Origin of the sequence: Streptomyces shinuiensis (assembly GCF_043660855.1) — a bacterium.
Lineage (GTDB): Bacteria > Actinomycetota > Actinomycetes > Streptomycetales > Streptomycetaceae > Streptomyces.
Genome location: NZ_JBIHML010000001.1, coordinates 1,366,261 through 1,390,643, shown reverse-complemented (window position 1 = coordinate 1,390,643; position 24,383 = coordinate 1,366,261). Strand labels below are relative to the sequence as shown.

Below are 24,383 nucleotides of genomic sequence, written 5' to 3'. Positions count from 1 at the left end.
CGGGTGACCTCTCTCGACAAGCCGGCCGCCGGCGTGGACGGGGCCGGGCCCGGGGCCGAGGCCGGCGCGCCCGGTCCGACGGTCACGGACAAGGCGCTGATGGAGGCGTTCGGCGGAGTGCGGGGCATGGTGGACACCACCGTGCCCGGGCTGGTCTTCGTGCTGGTCTACACGATCAGGCGGGACATCCACCTCGCGGCCGTCGCCGCCCTGGGCCTGAGCGTCCTGCTCGCGCTGGCCCGACTGGTGCAGCGCGAGACCCTCAAACACGCCTTCAGCGGTGTCTTCGGAGTCGGGATCGGCGCGGTCTTCGCGATGATGTCGGGCGACGCCAAGAACTTCTACCTGCCGGGCATGCTCTACACCCTGGGGCTGGCGGTCGCGTACTGCCTCTCGGCGATGGTGCGCTTCCCGCTGATCGGTGTGCTGCTCGGGCCGCTGATGCGCGAGAACCTCTCCTGGCGCACCCGCAACCCCGGCCGCCTGGCGGCCTACACCAAGGCGACCTGGGCCTGGGGCACCGTCCTGCTGGCCAAGTCGGCCATCCTCTTCCCGATCTACTTCTGGGGCGACGCCACCCAGCTCGGCTGGGTGAAGGTGGCGCTCGGTATCCCGCCGCTGCTGCTGTGCGTCTATCTGACCTACGTCTTCCTGGCCAAGGCTCCGCCGCCGATCGACGTGATCGCGGAGCTGGAGGCGGAAGAGGCCGCGGAGGCGGAGAGGAAGAAGGAGCGGGAACGCGAGCGCGTGGCGGGCGAGGCGCGGACGGACCCCTGAGTCCCCTCACGTCCCCGCGGCGGCCGTACGGCACACGGCAAGGGCGGCGGCCCGGTCGACACCGACCGGGCCGCCGCCCTCGTACGGAGCCCGCCGCTACCGGGACTCCTCCTCCGGCTCCCGCCGCACCGACAGCAGCTCCTCCAGTTGCTCCTCGCGGGACTGGGCGGCGACGAACAGCAGTTCGTCGCCCGGCTCCAGGGAGTCCTCGGGGCCCGGGGTGAGGACCCTGCTGCCGCGGATTATCGTCACCAGCGAGGTGTCCTCGGGCCACCGCACATCGCCCACCCGCGTGCCGGCCAGCGCCGACTCGGGGGGCAGGGTCAACTCGACCAGGTTGGCGTCGCCCTGGCTGAAGCGCAGCAGCCGCACCAGATCGCCGACGCTGACGGCCTCCTCGACCAGCGCGGACATCAGCCGCGGGGTCGAGACGGCCACGTCGATCCCCCAGGACTCGTTGAACAGCCACTCGTTCTTGGGATGGTTCACCCGCGCCACGACCCGCGGTACGGCGTACTCCGTCTTGGCCAGCAGGGAGACCACGAGGTTGACCTTGTCGTCACCGGTCGCGGCGATCACGACGTTGCAGCGCTGGAGCGCGGCCTCGTCCAGCGAGGTGATCTCGCAGGCGTCGGCCAGCAGCCATTCGGCCTGCGGTACCTGCTCCACCGAGATGGCGCCGGGCGCCTTGTCGACCAGCAGCACCTCGTGGCCGTTCTCCAGCAGCTCTCCGGCGATGGAACGGCCCACCGCGCCGGCCCCGGCGATCGCTACCCTCACGGTGCCTCCTCGTTCGCTTCTCCGCCCGCGCGGTGAAGAGGTGCGGCCTCGTGTGTCTCCTGCGGCCCGGTGGCCGCGTGTGCGTCGCTCACGGTGCCTCCTCGTTCGCTTCTCCGCCCGCGCGGTGAAGAGGTGCGGCCTCGTGTGTCTCCTGCGGCCCGGTGGCCGCGTGTGCGCCCCCGGCTGCCGCCGGGAGGTGCCCCCGGCTCATCGGGCCTCCCCCTCGGGGCCGCGCGAGAACGCGGCCTCCACGTCGCCGACCCGGTCGCAGCGCATCATCACATGCACCAGATCACCCTCCTGGATCACCGTTTCGGAGGTGGGCAGCATCGCCTCGCCCAGCCTGGTGATGAAGGCGACCCGGGTGCCCGTCTCCTGCTGGAGGCGGCTCACCCGGTGCCCGACCCAGGCGGTGGAGGCGTGCACCTCGGCGAGCTGGACACCTCCGGTCGGGTCCAGCCACAGCGGCTCCGCGCCCGAGGGCAGGAGCCGCCGCAGCATCTGGTCGGCCGTCCAGCGGACCGTGGCCACGGTCGGGATCCCCAGCCGCTGGTAGACCTCGGCGCGGCGGGGGTCGTAGATGCGGGCGGCCACGTTCTCCACGCCGAACATCTCGCGCGCCACGCGAGCCGCGATGATGTTGGAGTTGTCGCCGCTGCTGACGGCGGCGAACGCCCCGGCCTCCTCTATGCCCGCCTCGCGCAGGGTGTCGCGGTCGAAGCCGATCCCCTCCACCCGGCGCCCGCCGAAGGACGAGCCAAGGCGGCGGAAGGCCGCCTCGTCCCGGTCGATGATCGCAACCGTGTGACCCCGTTGTTCCAGGGTCCGGGCGAGCGCGGCGCCCACGCGCCCGCACCCCATGATGACGATGTGCATGAGGCCGCTACCCCGTGCCTTCCTGTGCCATGACGACCCGGGCCCGCATCGTGCGTCGTCCTTCCCGCCCCGGCCGGGGCACCTGCCGATCTGTCCTGCGTCGTAACGCTACCCGGCATCCGGCGCGGGGCGCCCCTCCCGGTCCCCTCAGGGCCGTGTCCGCGTCTCCTCGCCGCGGCGGCTCAGCGCGCTGGGCCACCACACGGCCGGCCCGATGTCCCTGGCGAGGGCCGGGACGAGCAGGGAGCGCACGAGGATGGTGTCCATGAGCACGCCGAAGGCGACGATGAAGGCGATCTGCACCAGGAAGGACAGCGGGATCACCACCAGCGCCGCGAAGGTGGCGGCCAGCACCACCCCGGCCGAGGTGATCACTCCACCGGTGGCGGTCAGGCCCTTGAGCACACCCATCCGGTTGCCGTGCAGCAGGGTCTCCTCGCGGACCCTGGTCATCAGGAAGATGTTGTAGTCCACTCCGAGGGCGACCAGGAACACGAACCCGTACAGCGGGATGGAGGGGTCGGTGCCGCTGTAGCCGAGGAGGCCCTCGAAGACCAGGGCGGCGATGCCCAGGGTGGCCAGGAAGTTCAGGGCCACGGTCGCCACCAGCAGCACGGGCATCACCACCGACCGCAGCAGCCCGATCAGGATGATCAGGATGATCACCAGGACGACGGGGATGATCAGCGCGCGGTCCTCCCGGGCGGTGTCGCGGCTGTCGAGCTGCTGGGCGGTGTAGCCGCCGACCAGGGCGTCCGCGCCGTCCACCGCCTGCACCGACTCACGCAGCCGCTCGACGGTCTCCAGGGCCTCGTCGGAGTCGGCCCCGGCCGACAGAGTGGCCTGGACGCTCACCCGGCCGTCGACGACCAGGGGATCGTCCCCGCCGGGGCGGCCCGAGGAGGTGACCGGGGTGGCCGAGGCGACCCCCTCGGTGTCCTGCGCGGCTGCGGTGACCTCCTGCACCCGGCCGGCGTCCGCGATGATCACGGCAGGATTGCCGGAACCGCCGGGGAAGTGCTCGTTGAGCCTCTCCTGGGCGGTGACGGACTGGGCCCCGCCGACGAAGATCTCCTTGGTCGGCACGCCGGTGGACGACAGGGCCGGGAAGAACGCGGCGGCGACGGCCAGGCCCGCCAGCGACACCGCCCACACCCGGCGCGGGGAGCGGTCCACCAGGGCCGCCACCCGGCCCCACACTCCCCGGGCGGAGGACGGGTCGGACGGGTCCGCGGGCGGCTTGGGCCGGGCGGGCCAGTACGCGGACCGGCCGAGCACCGCCAGCACCGCGGGCAGGAAGGTCAGGGCGCTGAGCATCGCGCAGCCGATGCCGATGGCGCCGACCGGGCCCAGGGCCTGGTTGTTGCGCAGATCGCTCAGCAGCAGGGCCAGCAGGCCCAGGGCGACGGTGGAGCCGCTGGCGACGATGGCGCCCAGGGAGCGGCGCAGCGCGGTCCGCGCGGCGCCAATGCGGTCGCCGCTGTGGGCGAGCTCCTCGCGGAAGCGGGCCGACAGCAGCAGCCCGTAGTCGGTGGCGGCGCCGATGACCAGGATGAACAGGATGCCCTGCACCTGGCCGTCCACCCGTACGACGTCCCGTTCGGCCAGGAAGTAGACGATCGCGGTGGCCAGCGCGAGGGCGAACACCGAGCCGAGGATGATCGCCAGTGGCAGCAGCACGCTGCGGTAGACCAGCAGCAGGATCAGCAGCACCACGCTGAGCGCCACGCCCAGCAGCAGCCCGTCGATCCCGGCGAACGCCTCGGACAGGTCGGCCTGGGTCGCGGCCGGGCCCGCGACGTACGCCTCGGTGCCCTCCACCTGCCCGGCGGTCTCCAGGATGGCGTCGACGACATCGCCCATCCCCTCGTCGAGGTCGGAGGAGAGCGGGAGGACGGCCTGCAGGGCCTCGCCGTCCTCCGAGGGCTGTACGGGGGAGGGGCGGCCGGCGACGCCGGGGGCCTGGGCCAGTTCGGCCAGCGCCCGGCCGGCCTGCTGCCGCTGCTCGGCGTCGATGCCGCCCTCGTCGGCCTCCCAGACGACGATGGCGGGCACGGTCTCGGAGGTTCTGAAGTCCTCCTGCGCCTCGATCACCCTGGTCGACTCGGCGCTCTCGGGCAGGAAGGAGGCCTGGTCGTTGGTCGAGACCTCGCCGATCTTCCCGGCGTACGGGCCGAAGGCGCCGCCGACCGCCAGCCAGACGACGATCAGCGCGGCGGGTACCAGCCACCTGAGGACGTGCGGTGTGGGTTTCATTGACTCCCCTGAACCGAAGGACGTGGGCACCGCCTGTGCGGGCATAAATCTTTCTCGTTGAGAAACTTGGCGATCGAGACTGTATATCGTGGGGGAGTGCGCGACTCAGACGACCCCGCCGGCGGACCCGCCGGCGCCCCCACCGAGCCCTTCGCCGGCCCCGACGCCGATCCGGCCGGGCTCCAGGCGTTCGCCGTGCTGCTCCGGCGCATGAACGGCGAGTTCAGCCGTATGGCGCACGACTTCGCCCACTCCCACGGCCTGCACCCCACCGACGTCCAGGCCCTGGTGGAGATCCTGGACGGCGAGCGGGACGGGCCCGTCACCCCCGGGCTGCTGCGCGAACGCCTCCAGCTCACCTCCGGCGCGGTCACCGCCTGCCTGGACCGCCTGGAGCGCGCCGGCCACATCCGGCGCAACCGGGACTCGGCCGACCGCAGGATCGTCCACCTCCACTACGCCCCCCGGGGCCGGGAGGTGGCCCGTGAGTACTTCCGTCCCCTCGCACATGCCACCGACACCGTGCGGCAGCGCTTCAGCGACGCGGAACTCCGCGCCGTCGTGCGCTTCCTGGCAGCCATGAACGAGGAGATGGCCGCGTTGCGCCACCACCCGGACGCGAGCCCGCCCCGGAGGTGACCGCACGCCGCCGCCCGACACCCCCGGCCCCCGCCTCGGCCGCCGAGGAGATGTTGCGGGCCATCCCGCCGAACACCACCGCGTGGAACGGTGAAACGCCCCACCAGTACGCCTGCCCCAGCAGGCCGTGGGGGTGGAACAGCGCCCGCTGCCGGTAGACGGTCTCCCCGGCCGGCCCCCGGTCCACCACCAGCTCCAGCCAGGCCAGGCCCGGCAGCCGCATCTCGGCCCGCAGCCGCAGCAGCCGCCCCGGCTCGATCTCCTCCACCCGCCAGAAGTCCAGCGAGTCGCCCGCCCGCAGCCGTTCGGCGTCCCTCCGCCCCCGCTGCAGCCCGATCCCGCCCACCAGCCGGTCCAGCCAGCCGCGCAGCGCCCAGGCCAGCGGCGCGGAGTACCAGCCGTTCTCGCCGCCGATGCCCTCGATCACCCGCCACAGCGCCTCCGGTGAGGCGGCCACGGTGCGCTCACGCTCGTCGGTGTAGAGGCTGCCGCCGGTCCAGTTCGGGTCGGTGGGCAGCGAATCACTGGGCGCGCCGGGGACGGACGCCGAGGACCAGCGGGTGGCCACCTCCGCGTTCTTGATCCGCTTCAGAGCCAGCCGCAGCGCCTGGTCCAGGCCCAGCAGACCGCCGGGCGGATCGGGGACGTAGCGGGCGATGTCGTGCTCGGCGCAGACCACCTCGTGCCGCAGCGACTCCGCCAGCGGCCGGGCCAGTGCGCGCGGGACGGGGGTGATCAGACCGATCCAGTGGCTGGACAGGGTGGGGGAGAGGACCGGCACCGGGATGATGATCCGCCTGGGCAGCCCGGCCACCGCGGCGTAGCGCTGCATCATGTCGTGGTAGGTGAGGACCTCCGGGCCGCCGATGTCGAAGGTCCGGTTCACCCCGGCCGGCAGCGACGCGCAGCCGGCCAGGTAGCGCAGCGCGTCGCGCACCGCGATCGGCTGGAGCCGGGTGCGCACCCAGCTCGGGGTGACCATCACCGGCAGCCGCTCGGTCAGATGGCGCAGCATCTCGAACGACGCCGAACCCGAGCCGATGATCACCGCCGCCCGCAGCACGGCCGTCGGCACGCCGGAGGCCAGCAGCAGCCGCCCCACCTCGGCGCGGGAGCGCAGATGCGGGGAGAGCTCCTCCTCGGGCACCCCGGCCGGGGTCAGCCCGCCCAGGTAGACGATCCGGCCCACCCCGGCCGCCCGCGCCTGCTCGCCGAAGATCCTCGCGGCGTCGCGGTCGGTGGTCTCGAAGCGGGAGCCGCCGCCCATGGAGTGCACCAGGTAGTAGGCGACGTCCACGCCCTCCATCGCCGCGCGCACCGACGCGGCGTCGGTGACGTCGCCGCGCACCACCTCCGTCTGCCCGCTCCAGGGATGGTCGCGCAGCTTGGCCGGGGTGCGGGCCAGGCAGCGCACGGTGTGGCCCGCCGCCAGCAGCTCTGGCACCAGCCGTCCGCCGATGTAGCCGGTGGCCCCGGTGACCAGGCAGCGCAGTGGCCGGCCCGTCCGCCCTCCTCCCTCCCCGCCGGTGTTCCCGTTCCCGCCCGTACCGCCGGTGCCGCCCGTACCGCCCGTACCGCCGTCCATGTGCCGGCCCGTCCTCTCCGCCATACGGCCATGCTTGGCCCCGCCCCCACCTCCCGCAACTCGCGGGGACGAGCGCCCAGGTTGCGCCTTCCCTCCGTGGCCTGCCGCACTCCGGCCCGGCGGCGGTTGGGTGGGCCGGCCGGGGGAGGCTTACGATCCTCTGCGTGTCCAAGCTGACCGACGTGTCCAAACGGATCCTGATCGGCAGTGCGCTGCGCAGCGACCGGATCACCCAGACGCTCCTGCCCAAGCGCATCGCCCTCCCGGTCTTCGCCTCCGACCCCCTGTCGTCGGTCGCGTACGCCCCGGGCGAGGTCCTGATGGTGCTGTCCATCGCCGGGTTCTCCGCCTACCGCTTCGGGCCGTGGATCACCCTCGCCGTCGTCGTGCTCCTGTTCGTGGTGGTGGCGTCGTACCGGCAGAACGTCCGCGCCTACCCCTCCGGCGGCGGCGACTACGAGGTGGCCACCGTCAACCTCGGCCCCCGTGCCGGGCTCACCGTCGCCGGCGCCCTGCTGGTGGACTACGTCCTGACGGTGGCCGTGTCGGTCGCCGCCGGGGTGGAGAACCTCGCCTCGGCCATCCCGTTCGTCTCCGAGAACAAGACCGGCACGGCGGTGGCGGTCATCGCGCTGCTGGCCGTGCTGAACCTGCGCGGCGTACGCGAGTCCGGCACGATATTCGCCGTCCCCACCTACCTCTTCGTCGCCTGCGTACTGGGCACCATCGCCTGGGGCGCCTTCCGCGGCCTGGTCCTGGGCGACGAGATGTCGGCCCCCAGCGCCGGATACGAGGTCAGCGCCGAGACCGCCGAACTGACCGGCTTCGCCCTGCTCTTCCTGCTCCTGCGGGCCTTCTCCTCCGGCTGCGCCGCCCTCACCGGCGTCGGCGCCATCAGCAACGGCGTCCCCGCCTTCCGGCGCCCCAAGAGCCGAAACGCCGCCACCACCCTGGCCCTGCTCGGCGGCCTGGCCGCCACCATGTTCGGCGGCATCGTCGCCCTGGCCCTGGCCACCGGCGTGAAGATGTCCGAGACGCCCGCCACCGACATCCTCATCGACGGCCGACCGGCCGGCCCCGACTACCACCAGGACCCGATCATCGCCCAGGTCTCCGCGGCCGTCTTCGGCTACGGGTCGCTTCCCTTCCTCCTGGTCGCCGCGGCCACCGCGCTCATCCTCTTCCTGGCCGCCAACACCGCCTACAACGGCTTCCCCGTCCTCGGCTCGATCCTCGCCCAGGACCGCTGCCTGCCCCGCCAGCTGCACACCCGCGGCGACCGGCTGGCCTTCTCCAACGGCATCGTGCTGCTGGCCGTCTTCGCGGGCGTGCTCGTCCACGTCTACGACGCCGACTCCACCCGGCTGATCCAGCTCTACATCGTCGGCGTCTTCGTCTCCTTCACCTTCAGCCAGACCGGCATGGTCCGGCACTGGAACCGCCACCTCGCCCAGGAGAGCGACTCCGCCGCCCGCCGCCGGATGAAGCGCTCACGCGCCATCAACGCCCTCGGAGCCTTCTTCACCGGCCTCGTCCTGGTCGTGGTGCTGGTCACCAAGTTCAGCCACGGCGCCTGGGTCGCACTCATCGGCATGGCGGTCTTCTACGCGATGATGACCGCCATCCGCCGCCACTACGACCGGGTCGCCGAGGAGCTGGCGCTGCCCGCCGAGGCAGGGCGGGAGGAGATGGCCAGGCCCTCGCGGGTGCACTCCATCGTCCTGGTCTCCAAGGTCCACCGGCCGACGCTGCGGGCGCTGGCGTACGCCAAGATGATGCGCTCCGACGTCCTGGAGGCCCTCAGCGTCAACGTCGACCCCGAGGAGACCCGCGCCCTGTTCGAGGAGTGGAACCGGCGCGGCATCGACATCCCGCTGAAGACCCTGGACTCCCCCTACCGCGAGGTCACCCGGCCGGTCGTGGAGTACGTCAAGGGCCTGCGCCGCAGCAGCCCGCGTGCCGTGGTCAGCGTCTACATCCCCGAGTACGTCGTCGGCCACTGGTACGAGCAGTTGCTGCACAACCAGAGCGCCCTGCGACTCAAGGGCCGCCTGCTGTTCACCCCCGGCGTGATGGTCACCTCCGTGCCCTACCAGTTGGAGTCCTCCGAGCGCGCCGGGCTGAGGGCGCGCAGGCGCTCCGAGTGGAGCGCGCCCGGCGCGGTGCGCCGCGGCCCCGCCGGGCCCGCGGGCCGGGGGGAGGGCGACGAGCGGGAGGAGTGACCCGGACGGACCGGTAGGCTGGAGGACTGCCGTCCATGCGCCCCGCCGTCCGTTGGAGCCGTTCCCCATGCCCCCCGCAACACCCCCCGCCGCGTCCCCCGAAACCGCCCCGTCGCTGGTGGGCCGGGAGTACGAGGTCGAGATCGGTCCCGTCGCGCACGGCGGCCACTGCATCGCCCGCACCGAGGAGGGGCGGGTGCTGTTCGTGCGCCACACCCTGCCCGGTGAGCGGGTCGTCGCGAAGGTGACCGAGGGCCGGGAGGACTCCCGCTTCCTGCGCGCCGACGCCGTCGAGGTCCTGGACCCCTCCAAGGACCGCGTCGAGGCGCCCTGCCCGTTCGCCGGCCCCGGCCTGTGCGGCGGCTGCGACTGGCAGCACGCCGCCCCCGGAGCCCAGCGGCGGCTGAAGGCCTCCGTCGTCGCCGAGCAGCTTGCGCGGCTGGCGGGGATCACGGCCGAGGACGCCGGCTGGGACGGCACCGTCGAGCCCGCCCCCGGCGACAAGGTACCCAAGGGCGAGGTCCCGGCCTGGCGTACCCGCGTCCACTACAGCGTGGACGACGAGGGCCGCGCGGGGCTGCTGCGCCACCGCTCCCATGAGGTGCAGCCGGTCGACCGCTGCCTGATCGCCGCGCCGGAGGTGAGCGAACTGGGTGTCGAGAAGCGCCGGTGGCCGCAGATCGCCACCGTCGACGCGACCGCCGCCACCGGCTCCGGTGACCGCCAGGTCGTGCTCACCCCCCGCCCCGGCGGACGCCTGCCCCTGGTGGAACTGGACCGGCCGGTGTCGGTGCTGCGGGGCGAGGAGCCCCGCGGACGCGGTGCGGAGCGCGGCGGCGAGCGGACCGTGCACCGGGTGCACGGCCGCCCCTTCGTCCGCGAGCGCGCCATCGGCCGCACCTGGAGGATCAGCGCGGGCGGCTTCTGGCAAGTCCACCCCAGGGCCGCCGAACTGCTGGTCGAGGCCGTGATGACCGGCCTGACGCCGCGCAGGGGCGAGATGGCCCTCGACCTGTACTGCGGCGCCGGGCTGTTCGCCGGAGCCCTGGCCGAGCGCGTCGGGGAGAAGGGTGCGGTGCTCGGCATCGAATCCTCCAAGCGCGCGGTGGAGGACGCCCGCCACAACCTCGCCGACCTCGACCGCGTCCGCGTCGAGCGCGGCAACGTCGAGCAGATCCTGCCGCGCACCGGCATCACCGAGGCCGACATCGTCGTCCTCGACCCGCCCCGCTCCGGCGCCGGGCGCAAGACGGTGCGGCAGGTGGCCTCCCTCGGCCCGCGCCGGATCGCCTACGTCGCCTGCGACCCGGCCGCCCTCGCCCGTGACCTGGCCTACTTCCGCGAGGAGGGCTACGTCCCGCACTTCCTGCGGGCCTTCGACCTGTTCCCGATGACCCACCACGTGGAGTGCGTCGCCATCCTCAAGCCCGCCCCGAAGCGCCCCTGACCTGCTGTTCCGCTGAGCCGGGCACCACGTTCGACCTGTTTCCGGTCATGCACCGGGTGGAATGGCCGCTCCACTCACGAAAGCGACCTGACCTGCGGTTCTGTAGCGAAGCGCCCCTCGTGCCCACTGTGGTACGAGGGTCTCGCCCGGGATCCTGACGCCCGTATGACGCCCGGCTCCCCACGGCAGGGCCGACGGAAGCGGCGTGCCGTGATGTGCGCGACGGCCTTGCTGCGGAGCCGCCGAGACGGCTCCGCAGCACTCGTTGCCGACGGCCCTCCCCGCCGATCTCGACTACTGAGATTGAACACGCAATGGCCCGCACACTGCGGGGGCGGCCGAGCAGTACACCGGCGCACCTGCTCTCCGGACTCCAGGTCCTTGGCCTGCCGGAGCAGATGATGACGTCGTTCGTGGCGGTCGCGCCGTGCACAGGCGCCGACCGCGGCATGTATACACCGCTGTGGTACATGTGCTATTCGTGGTACATGCCTATGAAGCGAACCAACGTCTACGCCGATCCAGAGGATCTCGCGATCATCAAGGAAGCCGCGAAGCGGCGCGGCATCAGCGAGGCCGAGATCATCCGCCAAGGCATCCATCTCGCGGCCATGGCCAACCGTGTCTGGGACGAGCCCCTCTTCTCCCGTACCTTCCGGGGGGCAGGCCGTACTCCCGGCAAGAGTGAGGTGCGTGACACCGTCGCCGACGCCGTGAGTCGCGAGACCGAGTCCGGGACCGCTGCGTGATCATCGTCATCGCGGACACCTCCGGGTTCCTCGCGGCGCTCGACTCAGCCCATCCCGAGCACCACGCGTCGAACGAGGCGATCATGGCAGCTGGGCTCCTGGTGATGTCCCCGCTGCTGCTCGCGGAGATGGACCACGTCGCCACTCGCGAGCTCGGCCGTGGAGCGGCGCTCAGTGCGGTCGACGACATCCGGCACTGGGTGCGTCGAGGCCGTATCGCTCTGCCCGAGATCACGGAAGACCATCTGGATGTCGCCCAGTCGGTGCGTGTCCGGTACCGCGACCTGGGCCTGGACCTCGCGGATGCGGTGAACGTGGCCCTCGCCGCCGAGTACGACACCGATGCCGTACTCACGCTCGATCGTCGTGATTTCCGGGCTGTGCGTCCGCTGGGCCGGTTCAAGGCGTTCCGGGTCCTGCCCGACGACCTTCCGATCTGACGCGGGAAGGTGTCGGCCGTGTCGTCGATCCCGTGGGCCATGACGCCCGTATGGCGCTCGCGGTGCTGGTGGGTTCTCGGCAGAGGTGGTCCGAGGTCTTGAGTGGCTGGTACCGCCTCGCAGCCTGGATACCATCCAGGTATCATCGCCGTATGGCGATGACACTCCGACTCCCCGACGACCTTGACGCAAAGCTCACCGAGCGCGCTCGTCGTGAGGGCCGCAGCAAGCAGGAACTCGCCATCGAGGCGATCCGTGATGCCCAGGACCGGGCCGAGCTGAGGGTCGATGACGTTCTGGCCGAGCTCATGGACAGCGACGCGGAGATCCTGGACTACCTGAAGTGACCGAAGTGCGTTACATCCAGATCGACGAGATCCTGGCCATCGCTCGCAAGGCCAACGGTACCGAGCACTGCGTACGCGACATGGGACTACTGGTCTCGGCGATCGAACGGCCCCGGACCAACGTGTTCGGGGCCGAGTTGTATCCCGCACTGCACGACAAGGCGGCTGCCCTGCTGCACTCCGTTGCCCGCAATCACGCGTTGATCGACGGCAACAAGCGCACCGCTTGGCTCGCCATGCGCGTCTTCCTGCGGCTCAACGGTGTCAGCGCCGGCATCCCTTCACCGCACGTCTCCATCGCCGGCCCGTTCGTCGAGGAAGTCGCGCAGGACAACATCGATGTACCGGTCATCGCCAAGCGCCTGTTGGCCTGGTTCCCCGTTTCCTGACGCACGACGACTGAGGGCCGGACGCTCGCGCGCCCGGCCCTCACGCATTGCCCAGCTCATCATGATCAGGCCGGAATCGGGATGTAGACGCTGACTGGTCGGTTCGATGGCTTTGTCCACGAGAACGGGTTCTGGCTCGCTTTCCGTGAAGCGGTCACACACTGTTCAGTGACGTCAGTCGCCGAGATGACCACTGCTCACCCATGGCTGAGGGGTCCGGGCCCAGATGAGTAGCTGGTCGCCAGAGGTGGATGAGGTGTTGGAGGCATCGGGATGGACGCCTGAACGGAAGGTGGACACGACCCGCTGGCGATCCATGTTCTAAGCAGCCGGCCTCGCCAAGCACGATGCTGCGGAAGCCTTCCTGCAAGAGTTCGGCGGTTTGACCGTGAACGTCAGCGGACCAGGGGTCAGTTGCGCACGCACGCCGTTCGAGTTGAACCCCGAGCTGGTCTGGGGCGAGGAGGACCGATTCACGGAGTGGTGCGAGGAGATCGGGCGCCATCTGTACCCGCTCGGCGAACTGGACCACGGTCGATTCTTCCTGGGCATTGATGAAGTAGGCGTGATCCATCTCGTTGAGACCTGGGTTGCGAGCTTCGGACCGATGCCTTACGCCATGGAGAGCTTGGTTCTCGGCGTGGCTCCTCGCCGAATCGACGAGAGGTATGAGCCAGAGGGATGGCCGCCCTGACGCGTCGGTCACCTGTAGACCAGGACTCGCTTTCGCAGGAGCGGGCGTCCGGCAGTCCATGAGCGCGGTCGGCAGCTCGGCGGACAACGCGCTCGCCGAGTCCTTCAACGCGACGTTCAAACGCGAGACCCTCCAGGGCCGAAAGAGCTGGTCCGGTGAGCGCGAGGCCCGCCTCGGCGCATTCCGCTGGCTGCACCGCTACAACACCCGACGCCGCCACTCCAGCCTCGGGCACCGCAGCCCCATCGCCTACGAAGCAGCGTCCCGGACCACATCAACTACGCTGACGCCAGCCGCATAACCCGTGTCCAGGATTCGGGGTCAAGGCCCGTGGATGGCCTTCCCCGAGTCGCACCCCCACCTCCCCGACTCCGGACCCCTGGCCGACGGCGTCCTCCGCGACGACCCGCCCCCGCCGCGCCCCGCCACCTGTTCCGGGGCGACGCGGGGACCTTCCAGCGCACGCTGGCCCGGTTGCCGGCCGTCCGTAGCCCGTGGCTGCGTGAGGCCCTCGAGAACCTCACGCACCACATGCGCACCGGCCTTTTCTAGCCTGACGGAGAGCGTGCCGGTTCCACTTCCCGGAGCTGCCGCAATCGAACAGCACCGGGCAGGGCTGTCCGTTCTCGTGGACAAGGCCAGTTCGTCATCGGCGACGTGTGGCAGGGCGCCGCACACGCTTCGGAGCCGGATAGCGCGCCCTGGTCAAGATCCCCTTGAGAATGTCGACCTCGCAGTCCTGCGGTCGCCGGGTCCGACACGGGGAAGCGGGCGGACAGCGGGGCGGTCTCCAGTGTGTACGTCGGCCATCCCCGCGCTTCGATACCGCTGTGGAGTGTGGCTGCGGTGTCGGCTGTGGGCGCCGGGCCCTCGTTGGCGACGTCGAGGTCTTGGCCGGGACGGTTCGTGAGGCGGTGCGCTCGCACGGCGTGTCCACGGGGAAGAACCAGGGGAGTACGGGAAGCCGAACGCGGTCACATCCGGCAGAAGCCGTGTGTTGCAGCTCCGGCATGTCCGTCACGCGGCTGCCCGGCTGCTGCGGGAGGCGAACCGGCGGAAGGCGTCCTCCTTCACGACGCGCACGGTGCGACCGACGAGGGTGCGCAGCACCGAAACCGAAGTGGGGCTCTGCAACTCGTCCAGCGACTCTGGCAGACGCCGCTGGAACTTCCCCCGGTATGGCGTGAGGTCCTGGGCCTCCGCCCCGCCTCCGTTCCGGAGAGGTTCTCCGGAACGGAGGCGGGGCGCCGCGTGCTGGAGGGCTTGGTTCCATTGTGGCGGCCGGAGAAGCGGTGCGGGACATGATGTGGGAGCCGGTGTCCGGAGCGAACGCGGGCGGACTCGTGCAGGGGCGTGGTCTTGGTGGCATGCCCTGCCCCGAGCCGGAGGGGGGTGGGCTTTTGGTCGTGACGCTCGTTTGACGCTCTGGGCGCCCGCACGCGGGCCAGGGGACCGAGAAACAGGCTCTGAGCTGGTTTTTTCGATGCCCTCTCAGGCCGACACCTTTCCGATGACCCATCACGTGGAGTGCGTCGCCATCCTCAAGCCTGCGGAGAAGCGTTCCTGACCTGCGGTTTCACCGAGCCGGGCATCACGTTCGACCTGTTTCCGGCCATCCACTGTGTGGAACGGCCACTTCGCTTGCGGAGGTGACCCGACCTGGACTTTCGAGGTGAAGCAGCCTTCGTGCCGACGCGGCACGAAGGCATTGTCCAGGATCTCGACGCTCATGTGACGCCCGTCCTGAAGGACCGCCACAGCCGGATCCGGCTGATCCTGTGAGGCAGTGCGCTAGCTGCTGCTCTTCGCCCGCTCCGGCTTCACCGACGACCTTCGGCGCGAGGCCGACCGGCGCGGCGACGTCGAGCTCGTCGACCTGCACCGCATGTACCACGGGCAGTGATGCGCAAGGGGCCCGCAGCGCCCGCCGAAGAGTCCTCGAAACAGCGCCTGACATGCAGCTCTCCACGTCCGGTGGGACACCGTTGCTGCTTGCGGAGATCGACCATGTCGCCACGCGCGAGCTCGGCCGCGAGGTGATGGGCCCAGCGTTCGTCGGCGCCGGCCACACCCTTCTCCTCAGATCCCGCACCCGCACGCTCCGCCGTTGCGCCGGTCGGCATCTTCTGGAGTTCCACGGGGAGCCGGACGCTCCGGAACGGCGGGCCGGCCCCGCCGCACAGGCATGTCGGGACGGCCTCGGCCGTCGCCCCAGGCGGTGAGCACACCCGACGAGAAGGTGGGTGAAAACTCAGTCAAAGGGATTGACGTTCGCGGGCGCCTGCGTAGGCTGGTGGTGGCGGTCGACGTGATGTCGGTGTCAAGGGGCGTCCCGGGGGTGGGGTCGAGTGAGCGGAACCAGGTGCACGCGGTGTGAGCTTCTGATCGGCATGGGATGCGCCTGTCCCTCCCCGGGGAAGGGGTGGCGGGAGCAGCCGGTCGTGGCCCGGCGGATCCCGGGGGCCGGGGTCCGGCAGGGCGGGGAGCGGTCGTACCCCGTGCGCCCGCCGGGAGACGGCGTGTTCCTGTACGGCGACGACCGCGCGGCCGAGGAGTTCCGGGAGGAACTCCGCGACATCACGGAGCGCGGCAGCAGTGTGCGGACCGTCTCGGGCGGGCTGCCCACCCTCGGGCGCCGCCGCTGATCCCGGCCCGGCGCCCCTGCCGGCCAGGGCGAATGTCTCATAGGTGTGATCCGTGATTCCTCCACCCATGTCGGGCCGACCCGTTAGGATCCCGCCCGGGGACCGGCCTGCGGGGCGGGTGGCCCCGGCAGGCCGGGGGAGCGGAAACGACGAGCGAGGACAGCACATGCGGGAAGGCCGGTGGACCACGGTCACCGAGTCCGAGTTCGACCACGAACGCCGCGGCCTGGAGGCCATCCGGGAGAAACTGCCGGACGCCGATCCGTGGCGGGCATGGTCGAACTTCACCTTCACCGCAGGCACCGGGCACGTCCGCGAGGTCGACCTGCTCGTCGCAGCCCCCGGCGGCGTCTACATGATCGAGCTGAAGGACTGGCACGGCTCGGTCACCTCCGCCGGCGGCACCTGGGTGCAGACCACGCCCGGCGGCCACCGCCGCACCCACTCCAACCCCCTGCACCTGGTCAACAAGAAGGCCAAGGAGCTGTCCGGACTGCTCGGGCAGGCCGGACGGCTCGGCAGGCGGATCTGGGTCGGCGAGGCCGTCTGCTTCACCGACGACTCGCTGCGCGTACGGCTGCCCGCCCACGACCGCAACGGCGTCCACACGGTCGCCGAGCTGGTCGAGCTGCTCAAGCGGCCCCCGCGTGACGAGCGCAGCAGGATCTCCCCGGGCGACTCCCGCCGGATCAGAGCCGCACTGGAGAAGACCGGTATTCGCCGCAGCGACGCCGAGTACAAGGTCGGCCCGTACGAGCTGGAGCGCCGCCCCTTCGACTCCGGTCAGACCTGGGCCGACTACGAGGCGCACCACAGCGAGCTGCCCGAGCGCGCCCGGGTCCGCGTCTATCTGAGCGAGCGCGGCTCGGACTCCTCGCTGCGGCAGTCCGTGGAGAACGCCGCCCGCCGCGAGGCGGCCGTCCTGCAGCGCTTCCGGCATCCGGGCGTCGTCCCCTACCGGCAGTACTTCCCGACGGGGCACCCGGCGGGCCCCGCGCTGGTCTTCGACTACGACCGGCGGACGATGAAGCTGGACGAGTACCTGGTCCAGTACGGCGCGAAGCTGGACATCCTCGGCCGGATGGCGCTGGTCCGCCAGCTCGCCGAGACCATGCGGTCCGCGCACGCCCGGCGCATCCACCACAGGGCCCTGGCCGCCCGCTCCGTCCACGTCCTGCCCCGCCCTGACGGCGGACCGGGGAAGGCGGTCGGCGAGGAGGCGGCCTGGCTCAGCCCGAGGCTGCAGATCTCCGACTGGCAGATCGCCACCCAGCGCAGCGCGGACTCCTCCCCGGGCGGGGGCGCCACGCGCCTGGCGCCGACTGCCCTGTCCGCGATGAACCTGGCCGACGACGAGGACCCCTACCTCGCGCCCGAGCTGACCGCGCTCCGCCCCGACCCGGTCTCCCTGGACGTCTACGGCCTCGGCGTCCTCACCTACCTGCTGGTCACCGACCGGGCCCCGGCCGCCAGCCAGGGCGAGCTGCGGGCCCGCCTGGAGGCGGGGGAGGGGCTGCGGCCCAGCTCCCTGGTGGACGGCCTGTCGGAGGACGTCGACGAACTGGTGCAGGCGGCCACGGCCTACAGCCCGGACCGGCGCCTGGCCGGCGTCGACGACTTCCTGGAGATGCTGGAGGTCGTCGAGGACTCCCTCACAGCCCCCGCCTCCGAGGCCGCGTCCGACACCGCTTCCGAGACCGCCGGTGCGCCCGGGAAGGACCCGCTGGAGGCCGTCCCCGGGGATGTGCTCGACGGCCGCTGGGAGGTCCGCCGCCGGCTGGGCACGGGCTCCACCAGCCGCGCCTTCCTCGTCCGCGACCTCCGGGCCGGGACACGCAGGACCCGCCCGCTGGCCGTGCTGAAGGTGGCCCTGTCCGACAGCCGGGGCGACATCCTCGTCCGCGAGGCCGAGGTGATGGGCCGCCTGCGCCCACACTCCGGCATCATCCGCCTCGTCGAACCGGAGCCGCTGCGCATCGCGGGCCGCACCGTCCTCGCGCTGGAATACGTGGGCGACGAGCGCGACGACGGCGGGGAGCCGGGCGAGCGGAAGGCGCCCCGCCGCCGCGAGGAGACCGTCGCCCGCCAGCTCCGCGACGACGGCCGGCTACCGGTCGACCAGCTGGAGGCGTACGGCGACTACCTCTTCGGCGCGGTCGACTTCCTGGAGGGCGAGGGCGTCTGGCACCGCGACATCAAGCCGGACAACATCGCCGTCCGCATCCGCCCCAACCGCACCCGCGAACTGGTCCTCATCGACTTCTCGCTCGCCGGATACCCGGCGAAGAACACCGATGCGGGCACCGACGGCTACCTCGACCCGTTCGTCGACGTCATCACGCGCGGCAGCTACGACTCCCACGCCGAGCGGTACGCCGTGGCCGTCACCCTGCACCAGATGGCCTCCCGCGAGCTGCCCAGATGGGGCGACGGCAGCGTCCCGCCGCGCATGACCGACCCGGAGGAGTGGCCGTACCCGACCATCGCGGCCGAGGCGTTCGACCCGGCCGTGCGCGAGGGGCTGGTCGCCTTCTTCCGGAAGGCCCTGCACCGCGACGTGGGCAAGCGGTTCCCCGAGCTCAAGCCGATGCGGGACGCCTGGCGCAAGGTCTTCCTCGACGCCTCGCAGACCGTCCCCTCCAGCCACCGCACCCGCCACCCGGCCCCGGCCGGCGCCGGTCCCGCCGCGGGCCCCGGCGCGGCGCAGGCGGCCCCCCGGGGTGTTATCGCGGACGCCGAGCCGGAGACCGCCGAGCAGCAGCGCGACCGCCTCGCCGCCGAGGTCACCCGCGACACCCCCCTGACCGTCTCCGGTCTCACGGGTGCGGCCCAGTCCTTCCTCTACGGCCTGGGCATCAGCACCGTCGGCGAGCTCCTCGACTACAGCCGCCGCAAGCTCGTCAACGCCCCGGGCCTGGGCGCCAAGACCCGCAACGAGGTGCAGCGGCGGCAGCGGGAGTGGGGCGAGAGGCTGCGCGGCACGCCCGTCTCGCCGCTCACGCCCGAGGGCCGGGCGGAGGCGAAGGAGGAGCTGGACCAGCTCACCGCCGCCGAGTCCGCCCTCGCGGGCGACCTGGCGACGACCGACGCCGGCGGCGGCCTCTCGGCCCGCGCCCTGCGCGCCGTCAGCCTCGACGCCCTCGCCACGATCTTCGTGCCGGTCGTCAACAACAACGGCTCCAACCGGAACAAGGCCGAGATGGTGCGGCTGCTGCTGCGCCTGCCCGACGAGCGCGGCGTCCTGCCGGACATCGGGGTGTGGCCCAAGCAGAAGGACGTCGCCGAGGTGCTGGGCCTCAGCGCCGGGCGCATCCCGCAGATACTCAGGGAGGAGCGCAAGCGCTGGAAGGCCGACCCGGCCGTCCGCGCCCTGCGCGCCGAGATCCTCGACCTCCTCGCGGGCATGGGGCGGGTCGCCTCCGCCGTCGAGATAGCCGACGCCCTCGCGGTGCGGCGCGGCAGCCAGCTCTCCGAGCGCGAGCAGCGGCGCGCGCTGGCGCTGGCGGCGGTGCGCGCCGTGGTCGAGGCCGAGCAACTCGCCCCCGACGAGGCGGAGTTCCAGCACCAGCCCAACCGCAAGGCCACCGAGGAGTCCCTCGGCGCGGGCCTGCTGGCCCTGGACGTGCGCGAGGACGACGCACCGGACACCCCGACCGCGCCCGGTCTGCTGGACTACGCGGCCAGGCTGGGCAGGACGGCCGACCGGCTCACCGGGCCGGACACCCTGCCGACGGCCGCGACCGTGCTGGCCGAACTGGGCGCGGTGACCGTGCCGCCCGGCACGGTCGACTGGGACGAGCGGCGCATGGTCGAACTGGCCGCCGCCGCGTCCGTCAACGCCGCCGCCACCCCGCGCCTGGAGATCTACCCGCGCGACCTGCCGCTCGTCCGCGCCCTGCGGCTGACCCAGGCCGGGCTCGTCCGCTGGAACCCGGGTGTGCCCGAGGGCAGGCAGCCCGGCCTGACCGGCGAGGAGGTCCACGAGCGGGTCCGCGCCCGCTTCCCCGAGCTGGTCGTCCCGGACGGGCGCGGCGGCACGACGCACGACCTGCCGACCGGTGGTCCGCTCACCAAGGCGCTGCGCGACGCGGGCTTCGAGCTGTCGCTCAAGACACGCGAGGACACGGGCACGCTGCGCTACCTGCCGACGCGGGTGGACGACACCTCCAGCTACCTCACGACGGGCGCCCGGCGGCAGTCCACCCGCGTCGGCACCGTGACCCGTTACGCGGACGACCCGCAGCTCGCGGGCGCGGTGCGCGCGGAGGAACGGCTCGTCGCCTCGGCCCGCCGGGACGGCTACCGGGTGCTGACCGTACGGCAGCAGCTCGTACGGGACGCGGTGCGGGAGCTGGGCGCCGAACGGCTGGGGGCGCGAGTCCTGTCGGTGACCGAGCTGTTCCTCCAGGCCCTGCACGGGCAGGTCACGCCGGGCACCAAGCCGACCTGGGAGACCCTGCTCAAGGCGGACGCCGCCGAGCCGGGCACGAAGGGCGCGGTGCGGTTCGCGGAGTACGCGCGGACGGCGTGGGGGTCCGTCGAGCCCCGGATCGTGGAACTGCTGGGCGACGGCGGTGACGGCGGCGGCGCCGCGGCCGGACCCGTCCTGCTGACGGAGGCCGGGGTGTTCGCCCGGTACGACGCGATGGGGGTCCTGGACCGGCTGGCGTCGGCGGCCCGGCGGGGCGGGCGGGGCCTGTGGCTCCTGGTTCCGCAGGCCGACCCCTCGCGCGAGCCGAGGCTCGGGCAGGTGGCCGTGCCGTACCAGGCCGGTCTGGGGGAGTGGATCCAGCTCCCGGACACGTGGGTGGGCAACGCCCACCGGGGGTCCGGCGGGATCGTGGCGATTGGTGTCGGGGGAGACGTCGGATGATCGACCGCAAGACTCTGTTGGACGACCTCAAGCAGCAGGTCAAGGCGGTCGAGACCGACCTCGGGCGACAGGTGGGGGCGCTGGACGAGGTCGGCGCGCGACTGCGGGCCGAGTACGACCGGGCGCGCAAGCTCGGGCGTACGGCGGCGACGTGGACCTCGTGGCTGGACGAGCGGGTCACGCAGGTCGCGGTGGCGTGGGTGCTGGGCACGGTCTTCGTGCGGTTCTGCGAGGACAACCGCCTGATCCCCGAGCCGTACGTCACGGGCCCGGACGCCGGCCGGCGCGAGCTGGCCGAGACCCGCTACGACCACTACGCGGAGACGGACGCCGACCCCACCTACCGGGGCTGGCTGGAGAGCGCCTTCGGAGAGCTGGGTGCCGGGCAGGCCGGCCGGCTCCTGTTCGGCCGGCGGCACAACCCGCTGTACCAGATCCCGCTCTCCCACGACGGCGCGCGCGAGCTGGTGGAGTTCTGGCGCCGGAGGAATGAGGCCGGCGCGCTGGTCCACGACTTCACCGACCCGCTCAGCGAGGACGGCACGTCCGGGTGGGACACCCGCTTCCTGGGCGACCTGTACCAGGACCTCAGCGAGGCGGCCCGGAAGACGTACGCGCTGCTGCAAACCCCGGAGTTCGTGGAGGAGTTCATCCTCGACCGCACGATGGACCCGGCGGTCCGGGAGTTCGGCTGCGAAGGCCTGAGGATGATCGACCCCACCTGCGGGTCGGGCCACTTCGTACTGGGCGCCTTCCGGCGACTGGTGCGGCTGTGGGGCGAGAGGCGGCCGGGCACGGACGTGCACGAGCGGGTGCGGGCCGCGCTGGACTCGGTGCACGGGGTGGACATCAACCCCTTCGCGGTGGCCATCGCCCGCTTCCGCCTGCTGGTCGCCGCCATGGCGGCTGCGGGTGTGCGGACGCTGGCCGCGGCGGCGAGGTACGACTGGCCGGTGTCCCTGGCAGTCGGTGACTCGCTGATCAAGTCCCGCCGCTCCCAGCAGGGCCACCTTTTCGGTGGGGCGGACGAGGACTTCGCAGACGAGTTGGCCGAGTTCAAGTACGCCACTGAGGACGTGCACGAGTACCCGGAAATCTTGCGGCCGGGGCGGTATCACGTGGTGGTGGGGAACCCGCCGTACATCACAGTCAAGGACAAGACCCTAAATACTCTTTACCGGGATCTGTATCCGGCGTGCACGGGAAAGTATGCGCTGTCCGTGCCGTTCGCCCAGCGGTTCTTCGAGCTGGCCAGGCGCGGAGATGCTGAGGGGCGCGGATACGGCACGGTCGGGCAGATCACCGCCAATTCGTTCATGAAGCGGGAGTTCGGGGCGAAGCTCATCGAGGGATACTTCGGGCACGCGGTGGAGTTGACCGAGGTGATCGACACCTCCGGTGCGTACATTCCCGGACACGGGACCCCGACGGTCATTCTCGTGGGTAGGCGGCGAGGTGGCGACAAGCGATCGCCGGTCATCCGAACCGTACGCGGTGTGCAGGGTGAACCCACAGCGCCGGAGAGGGCCGGAGAGGGCCTGGTCTGGCAAGCGATCGTGGACCAGATCGACAAGCCTGGTTCGGTGAGCCGGTGGGTGTCTGTGGATGACCTGGACCGCGAGAAGTACTTTGCCAGGCAGCCGTGGGTCCTCGCCGATGGTGGCCAGGAGATGCTTGAGCAGATCAACACGGCCCGTCAGGGAATTCTGAAGCGTGACCTGCACCGGATCGGGTTCTACGGGATCATGGGGGCAGACGACGCTATGAGTGCTGTTCCCCGTACTTTTGAGATGGTCAACGCCGAGCCTCAATACGTCCGACGCCTTGTCGTGGGTGACGAGGTGCGTGACTTTCGGTTTGCGGACGGGGATGACGCCTTTCATCCGTATGACGATCGACACGAATTGGTGCACCCGGAGGCTTTTCCCGGGCTGGCCACTTGGCTATGGCCGCGTCGGACCGAACTGGGAAATCGTGCCACATTCTCGGGTGGAAAATATTTCACGGACGGCCGGCCGTGGTGGGAGTGGCACCAGCTTCCCAGGGACCAGGGGGCGCACCAGTGGGCGATCCCGTTCGCATTTGTCGCCACGCACAATCACTTCGTGCTGGACCGGGGCGGGAAGGTGTTCAAACAGTCCGCTCCGGTGATCAAGCTGCGGGAGGGGGCGAGCGAGGAGGAGCACCTGCGGCTGCTCGGGCTGCTCAACAGCTCCACGGCCGGTTTCTGGCTCCGGCAGGTCAGTCACGACAAGGGGCGGCCCGGTGCGGATGTGGCGGGCGCCGACGAGCCGTGGGAGCACCGCTTCGAGTTCACCGGAACCAAGCTGGAGGAATTCCCGCTCCCGGCCGATTTCCCCACGGAACTCGGCACCGCGCTGGACGGCCTCGCCCGGGAACTCGCCTCCGCCGTCCCGTCCGCCGTCGTGTCCGCCGGGGTGCCCACCGCGGCCGCCCTGCGCGCCGGGCGTGAGAAGTGGGCATCCACCCGGGCGCGGATGGTCGCGTTGCAGGAGGAGCTGGACTGGCAGGTCTACGCCCTCTACGGGCTCTTGGACGAGGAGATCACGGCACCCGCCCAAGAGGTCCCGGAGATCGCTCCCGCTGAGCGTGCCTTCGCGATCGTGCTGGCCCGCAAGGTCGCCCGCGGTGAGGTCGCCACGACCTGGTTCGAGCACCACAACCACCGGTTCCCTCCGATTACCGAGATCCCTGCCCACTGGCCGGCCGCCTACCGCGCGGTGGTGCAGCGGCGGATCGAGGTCATCGAGTCGAACCGGGCGATCGGGATGGTGGAGCGGCCGGAGTACAAGCGGCGGTGGGCCACCGAGGGCTGGGACGCGATGCAGGAGAAGGCGCTGCGCGCCTGGCTGCTGGACCGGATGGAGGCCCGTGAGCTGTGGTTCGACGAGAGCGGCCAGCCCGCCCTCCTCGCCCTGGCCCGGCTGACCGACGCCCTCTCCCGTGATGAGGACTTCACCGCCGTCGCCAAGCTCTACGCCCCCCGCAAGGAGCTGCCGGCCGTGGTGGCGGAGCTGGTCAGCGGCGAGCATGTGCCGTTCCTGGCCGCGCTGCGCTACAAGCCCAGCGGCCTGAAGAAGCGCGCGGACTGGGAGCATGTGTGGGACCTCCAGCGCCGGGAGGACGCCGCCCCGGACGAGCCCGCCAAGCGGAAGATCCGCGACTCCATCCCGGTGCCGCCGAAGTACACCTCGGCCGACTTCCTGCGCCCCTCCTACTGGAAGGCGCGCGGGAAGCTGGACGTGCCCAAGGAGCGGTTCATCTCCTACGCCCAGACCAACGCCGCCACCCCCGAGCTGTACGGCTGGGCGGGCTGGGACCACCGCGAGCAGGCCCAAGCGCTGGCCACCTATTTCACCAACACCGCGCTGTCCACCGAGGAGATCACCCCCTTCCTCGCGGGCCTGCTGGAGCTCCAGCCGTGGCTGGAGCAGTGGCACAACGAGTTCGACATGCTCTACAGCGGCTCCCCGGCCGACTTCTTCGCCGGCTACCGGCAACAGAAGCAGGGCGAGCACGGCCTGACCGACGACGACCTGCGCGCCTGGCGGCCCCCGGCCGCCACCCGGGGCCGCCGCACCGCCGCGAAGAAGTAGCAGAAACCGAAAGCGGGCCGGGGCCTCCGGCCCCGGCCCGCCCGCAC

Annotated in this window: 16 protein-coding genes and 2 pseudogenes; 13 read left to right on the top strand and 5 right to left on the bottom strand. The window is 71.6% G+C overall.

Features of this window, described 5'->3' with window-relative positions:
- The first annotated feature begins 3 nt into the window (after positions 1-3).
- Entirely contained in the window at positions 4-777 is a 774-nt protein-coding gene (locus ACGRHY_RS06065) for a DUF3159 domain-containing protein (protein ID WP_394634372.1), read from the top strand.
- A 96-nt stretch (positions 778-873) separates the two neighbouring features.
- On the opposite strand, the gene ACGRHY_RS06060 is transcribed toward ACGRHY_RS06065, so the two are convergent.
- The 3 genes from ACGRHY_RS06060 to ACGRHY_RS06050 form a co-directional block, all read right to left on the bottom strand.
- Positions 874-1,557 (bottom strand): potassium channel family protein, encoded by a 684-nt coding sequence (locus tag ACGRHY_RS06060; RefSeq protein ID WP_394634371.1) that lies wholly within the window; start codon positions 1,555-1,557, stop codon positions 874-876.
- 207 nt (positions 1,558-1,764) lie between these two features.
- Entirely contained in the window at positions 1,765-2,433 is a 669-nt protein-coding gene (locus tag ACGRHY_RS06055) for a potassium channel family protein (protein ID WP_394634370.1), read from the bottom strand.
- Positions 2,434-2,580: 147 nt separating this feature from the next.
- Entirely contained in the window at positions 2,581-4,689 is a 2,109-nt protein-coding gene (locus ACGRHY_RS06050) for an MMPL family transporter (RefSeq protein WP_394634369.1), read from the bottom strand.
- A 96-nt stretch (positions 4,690-4,785) separates the two neighbouring features.
- Between ACGRHY_RS06050 and ACGRHY_RS06045 the strand changes: the two genes are divergently transcribed.
- Complete coding sequence (locus ACGRHY_RS06045; RefSeq protein ID WP_394634368.1) at positions 4,786-5,328, top strand: MarR family winged helix-turn-helix transcriptional regulator; 543 nt, start codon at positions 4,786-4,788, stop codon at positions 5,326-5,328.
- Here the strand turns inward: ACGRHY_RS06045 and ACGRHY_RS06040 are convergent.
- Positions 5,225-6,937 carry an SDR family oxidoreductase gene (locus ACGRHY_RS06040; protein ID WP_394634367.1) on the bottom strand — a complete coding sequence of 571 codons (1,713 nt, stop codon included), beginning with the start codon at positions 6,935-6,937 and terminating at the stop codon, positions 5,225-5,227. The two genes, ACGRHY_RS06045 and ACGRHY_RS06040, sit on opposite strands and share 104 nt — an antisense overlap.
- A 140-nt stretch (positions 6,938-7,077) precedes the next feature.
- On the opposite strand from ACGRHY_RS06040, the gene ACGRHY_RS06035 reads away from it, so the two are divergent.
- The 8 genes and pseudogenes from ACGRHY_RS06035 to ACGRHY_RS06000 all read left to right on the top strand — a co-directional run.
- The gene (locus tag ACGRHY_RS06035) at positions 7,078-9,135 is read left to right on the top strand and encodes an APC family permease (protein ID WP_394634366.1); all 2,058 of its coding nucleotides are present in this window, start codon (positions 7,078-7,080) and stop codon (positions 9,133-9,135) included.
- Positions 9,136-9,202: 67 nt separating this feature from the next.
- Positions 9,203-10,582 (top strand): class I SAM-dependent RNA methyltransferase, encoded by a 1,380-nt coding sequence (locus tag ACGRHY_RS06030; RefSeq protein WP_394634365.1) that lies wholly within the window; start codon positions 9,203-9,205, stop codon positions 10,580-10,582.
- A gap of 488 nt (positions 10,583-11,070) precedes the next feature.
- Positions 11,071-11,331 (top strand): ribbon-helix-helix domain-containing protein, encoded by a 261-nt coding sequence (locus ACGRHY_RS06025; protein WP_394637937.1) that lies wholly within the window; start codon positions 11,071-11,073, stop codon positions 11,329-11,331.
- Positions 11,328-11,771 carry a PIN domain-containing protein gene (locus tag ACGRHY_RS06020; protein ID WP_394634364.1) on the top strand — a complete coding sequence of 148 codons (444 nt, stop codon included), beginning with the start codon at positions 11,328-11,330 and terminating at the stop codon, positions 11,769-11,771. Before ACGRHY_RS06025 ends, ACGRHY_RS06020 begins: the two co-directional genes overlap by 4 nt.
- Before the next feature lie 152 nt (positions 11,772-11,923).
- Entirely contained in the window at positions 11,924-12,118 is a 195-nt protein-coding gene (locus ACGRHY_RS06015) for a ribbon-helix-helix protein, CopG family (protein WP_069170265.1), read from the top strand.
- Positions 12,115-12,507, top strand: coding sequence for a type II toxin-antitoxin system death-on-curing family toxin (locus tag ACGRHY_RS06010; RefSeq protein WP_394634363.1), 393 nt, complete (start codon positions 12,115-12,117; stop codon positions 12,505-12,507). The genes ACGRHY_RS06015 and ACGRHY_RS06010 overlap by 4 nt, the downstream gene beginning before the upstream one ends.
- Positions 12,508-12,862: 355 nt before the next feature.
- Positions 12,863-13,201 (top strand): annotated as a pseudogene (locus ACGRHY_RS06005) (SUKH-3 domain-containing protein); the annotation flags it as partial.
- Positions 13,202-13,244: 43 nt separating this feature from the next.
- Positions 13,245-13,502 (top strand): annotated as a pseudogene (locus tag ACGRHY_RS06000) (integrase core domain-containing protein); the annotation flags it as partial.
- Positions 13,503-14,719: 1,217 nt separating this feature from the next.
- Here ACGRHY_RS06000 and ACGRHY_RS05995 read toward each other — a convergent pair.
- Positions 14,720-14,932, bottom strand: coding sequence for a hypothetical protein (locus ACGRHY_RS05995; protein WP_394634362.1), 213 nt, complete (start codon positions 14,930-14,932; stop codon positions 14,720-14,722).
- Between the two features lie 788 nt (positions 14,933-15,720).
- Between ACGRHY_RS05995 and ACGRHY_RS05990 the strand changes: the two genes are divergently transcribed.
- The 3 genes from ACGRHY_RS05990 to pglX all read left to right on the top strand — a co-directional run bounded on the left by ACGRHY_RS05990 (position 15,721) and on the right by pglX (position 24,336).
- Entirely contained in the window at positions 15,721-15,846 is a 126-nt protein-coding gene (locus ACGRHY_RS05990; protein ID WP_394634361.1) for a hypothetical protein, read from the top strand.
- Between the two features lie 166 nt (positions 15,847-16,012).
- On the top strand, positions 16,013-20,719 hold the full coding sequence (pglW, locus tag ACGRHY_RS05985) for a BREX system serine/threonine kinase PglW (protein WP_394634360.1): 4,707 nt from the start codon (positions 16,013-16,015) through the stop codon (positions 20,717-20,719).
- Positions 20,716-24,336, top strand: coding sequence for a BREX-2 system adenine-specific DNA-methyltransferase PglX (gene pglX / locus ACGRHY_RS05980; protein ID WP_394634359.1), 3,621 nt, complete (start codon positions 20,716-20,718; stop codon positions 24,334-24,336). Before pglW ends, pglX begins: the two co-directional genes overlap by 4 nt.
- Positions 24,337-24,383 lie beyond the last annotated feature (47 nt).

Coding starts and splice junctions, on each gene's coding strand:
- ACGRHY_RS06025 (WP_394637937.1), top strand. CDS start 11,071: ATGCCTATGAAGCGAACCAACGTCTACGCCGATCCAGAGGATCTCGCG.
- pglX (WP_394634359.1), top strand. CDS start 20,716: ATGATCGACCGCAAGACTCTGTTGGACGACCTCAAGCAGCAGGTCAAG.
- pglW (WP_394634360.1), top strand. CDS start 16,013: ATGCGGGAAGGCCGGTGGACCACGGTCACCGAGTCCGAGTTCGACCAC.
- ACGRHY_RS05995 (WP_394634362.1), bottom strand. CDS start 14,932: ATGAGCGTCGAGATCCTGGACAATGCCTTCGTGCCGCGTCGGCACGAA.
- ACGRHY_RS06015 (WP_069170265.1), top strand. CDS start 11,924: ATGGCGATGACACTCCGACTCCCCGACGACCTTGACGCAAAGCTCACC.
- ACGRHY_RS06055 (WP_394634370.1), bottom strand. CDS start 2,433: ATGCACATCGTCATCATGGGGTGCGGGCGCGTGGGCGCCGCGCTCGCC.
- ACGRHY_RS06030 (WP_394634365.1), top strand. CDS start 9,203: ATGCCCCCCGCAACACCCCCCGCCGCGTCCCCCGAAACCGCCCCGTCG.
- ACGRHY_RS06040 (WP_394634367.1), bottom strand. CDS start 6,937: ATGGCGGAGAGGACGGGCCGGCACATGGACGGCGGTACGGGCGGTACG.
- ACGRHY_RS06050 (WP_394634369.1), bottom strand. CDS start 4,689: ATGAAACCCACACCGCACGTCCTCAGGTGGCTGGTACCCGCCGCGCTG.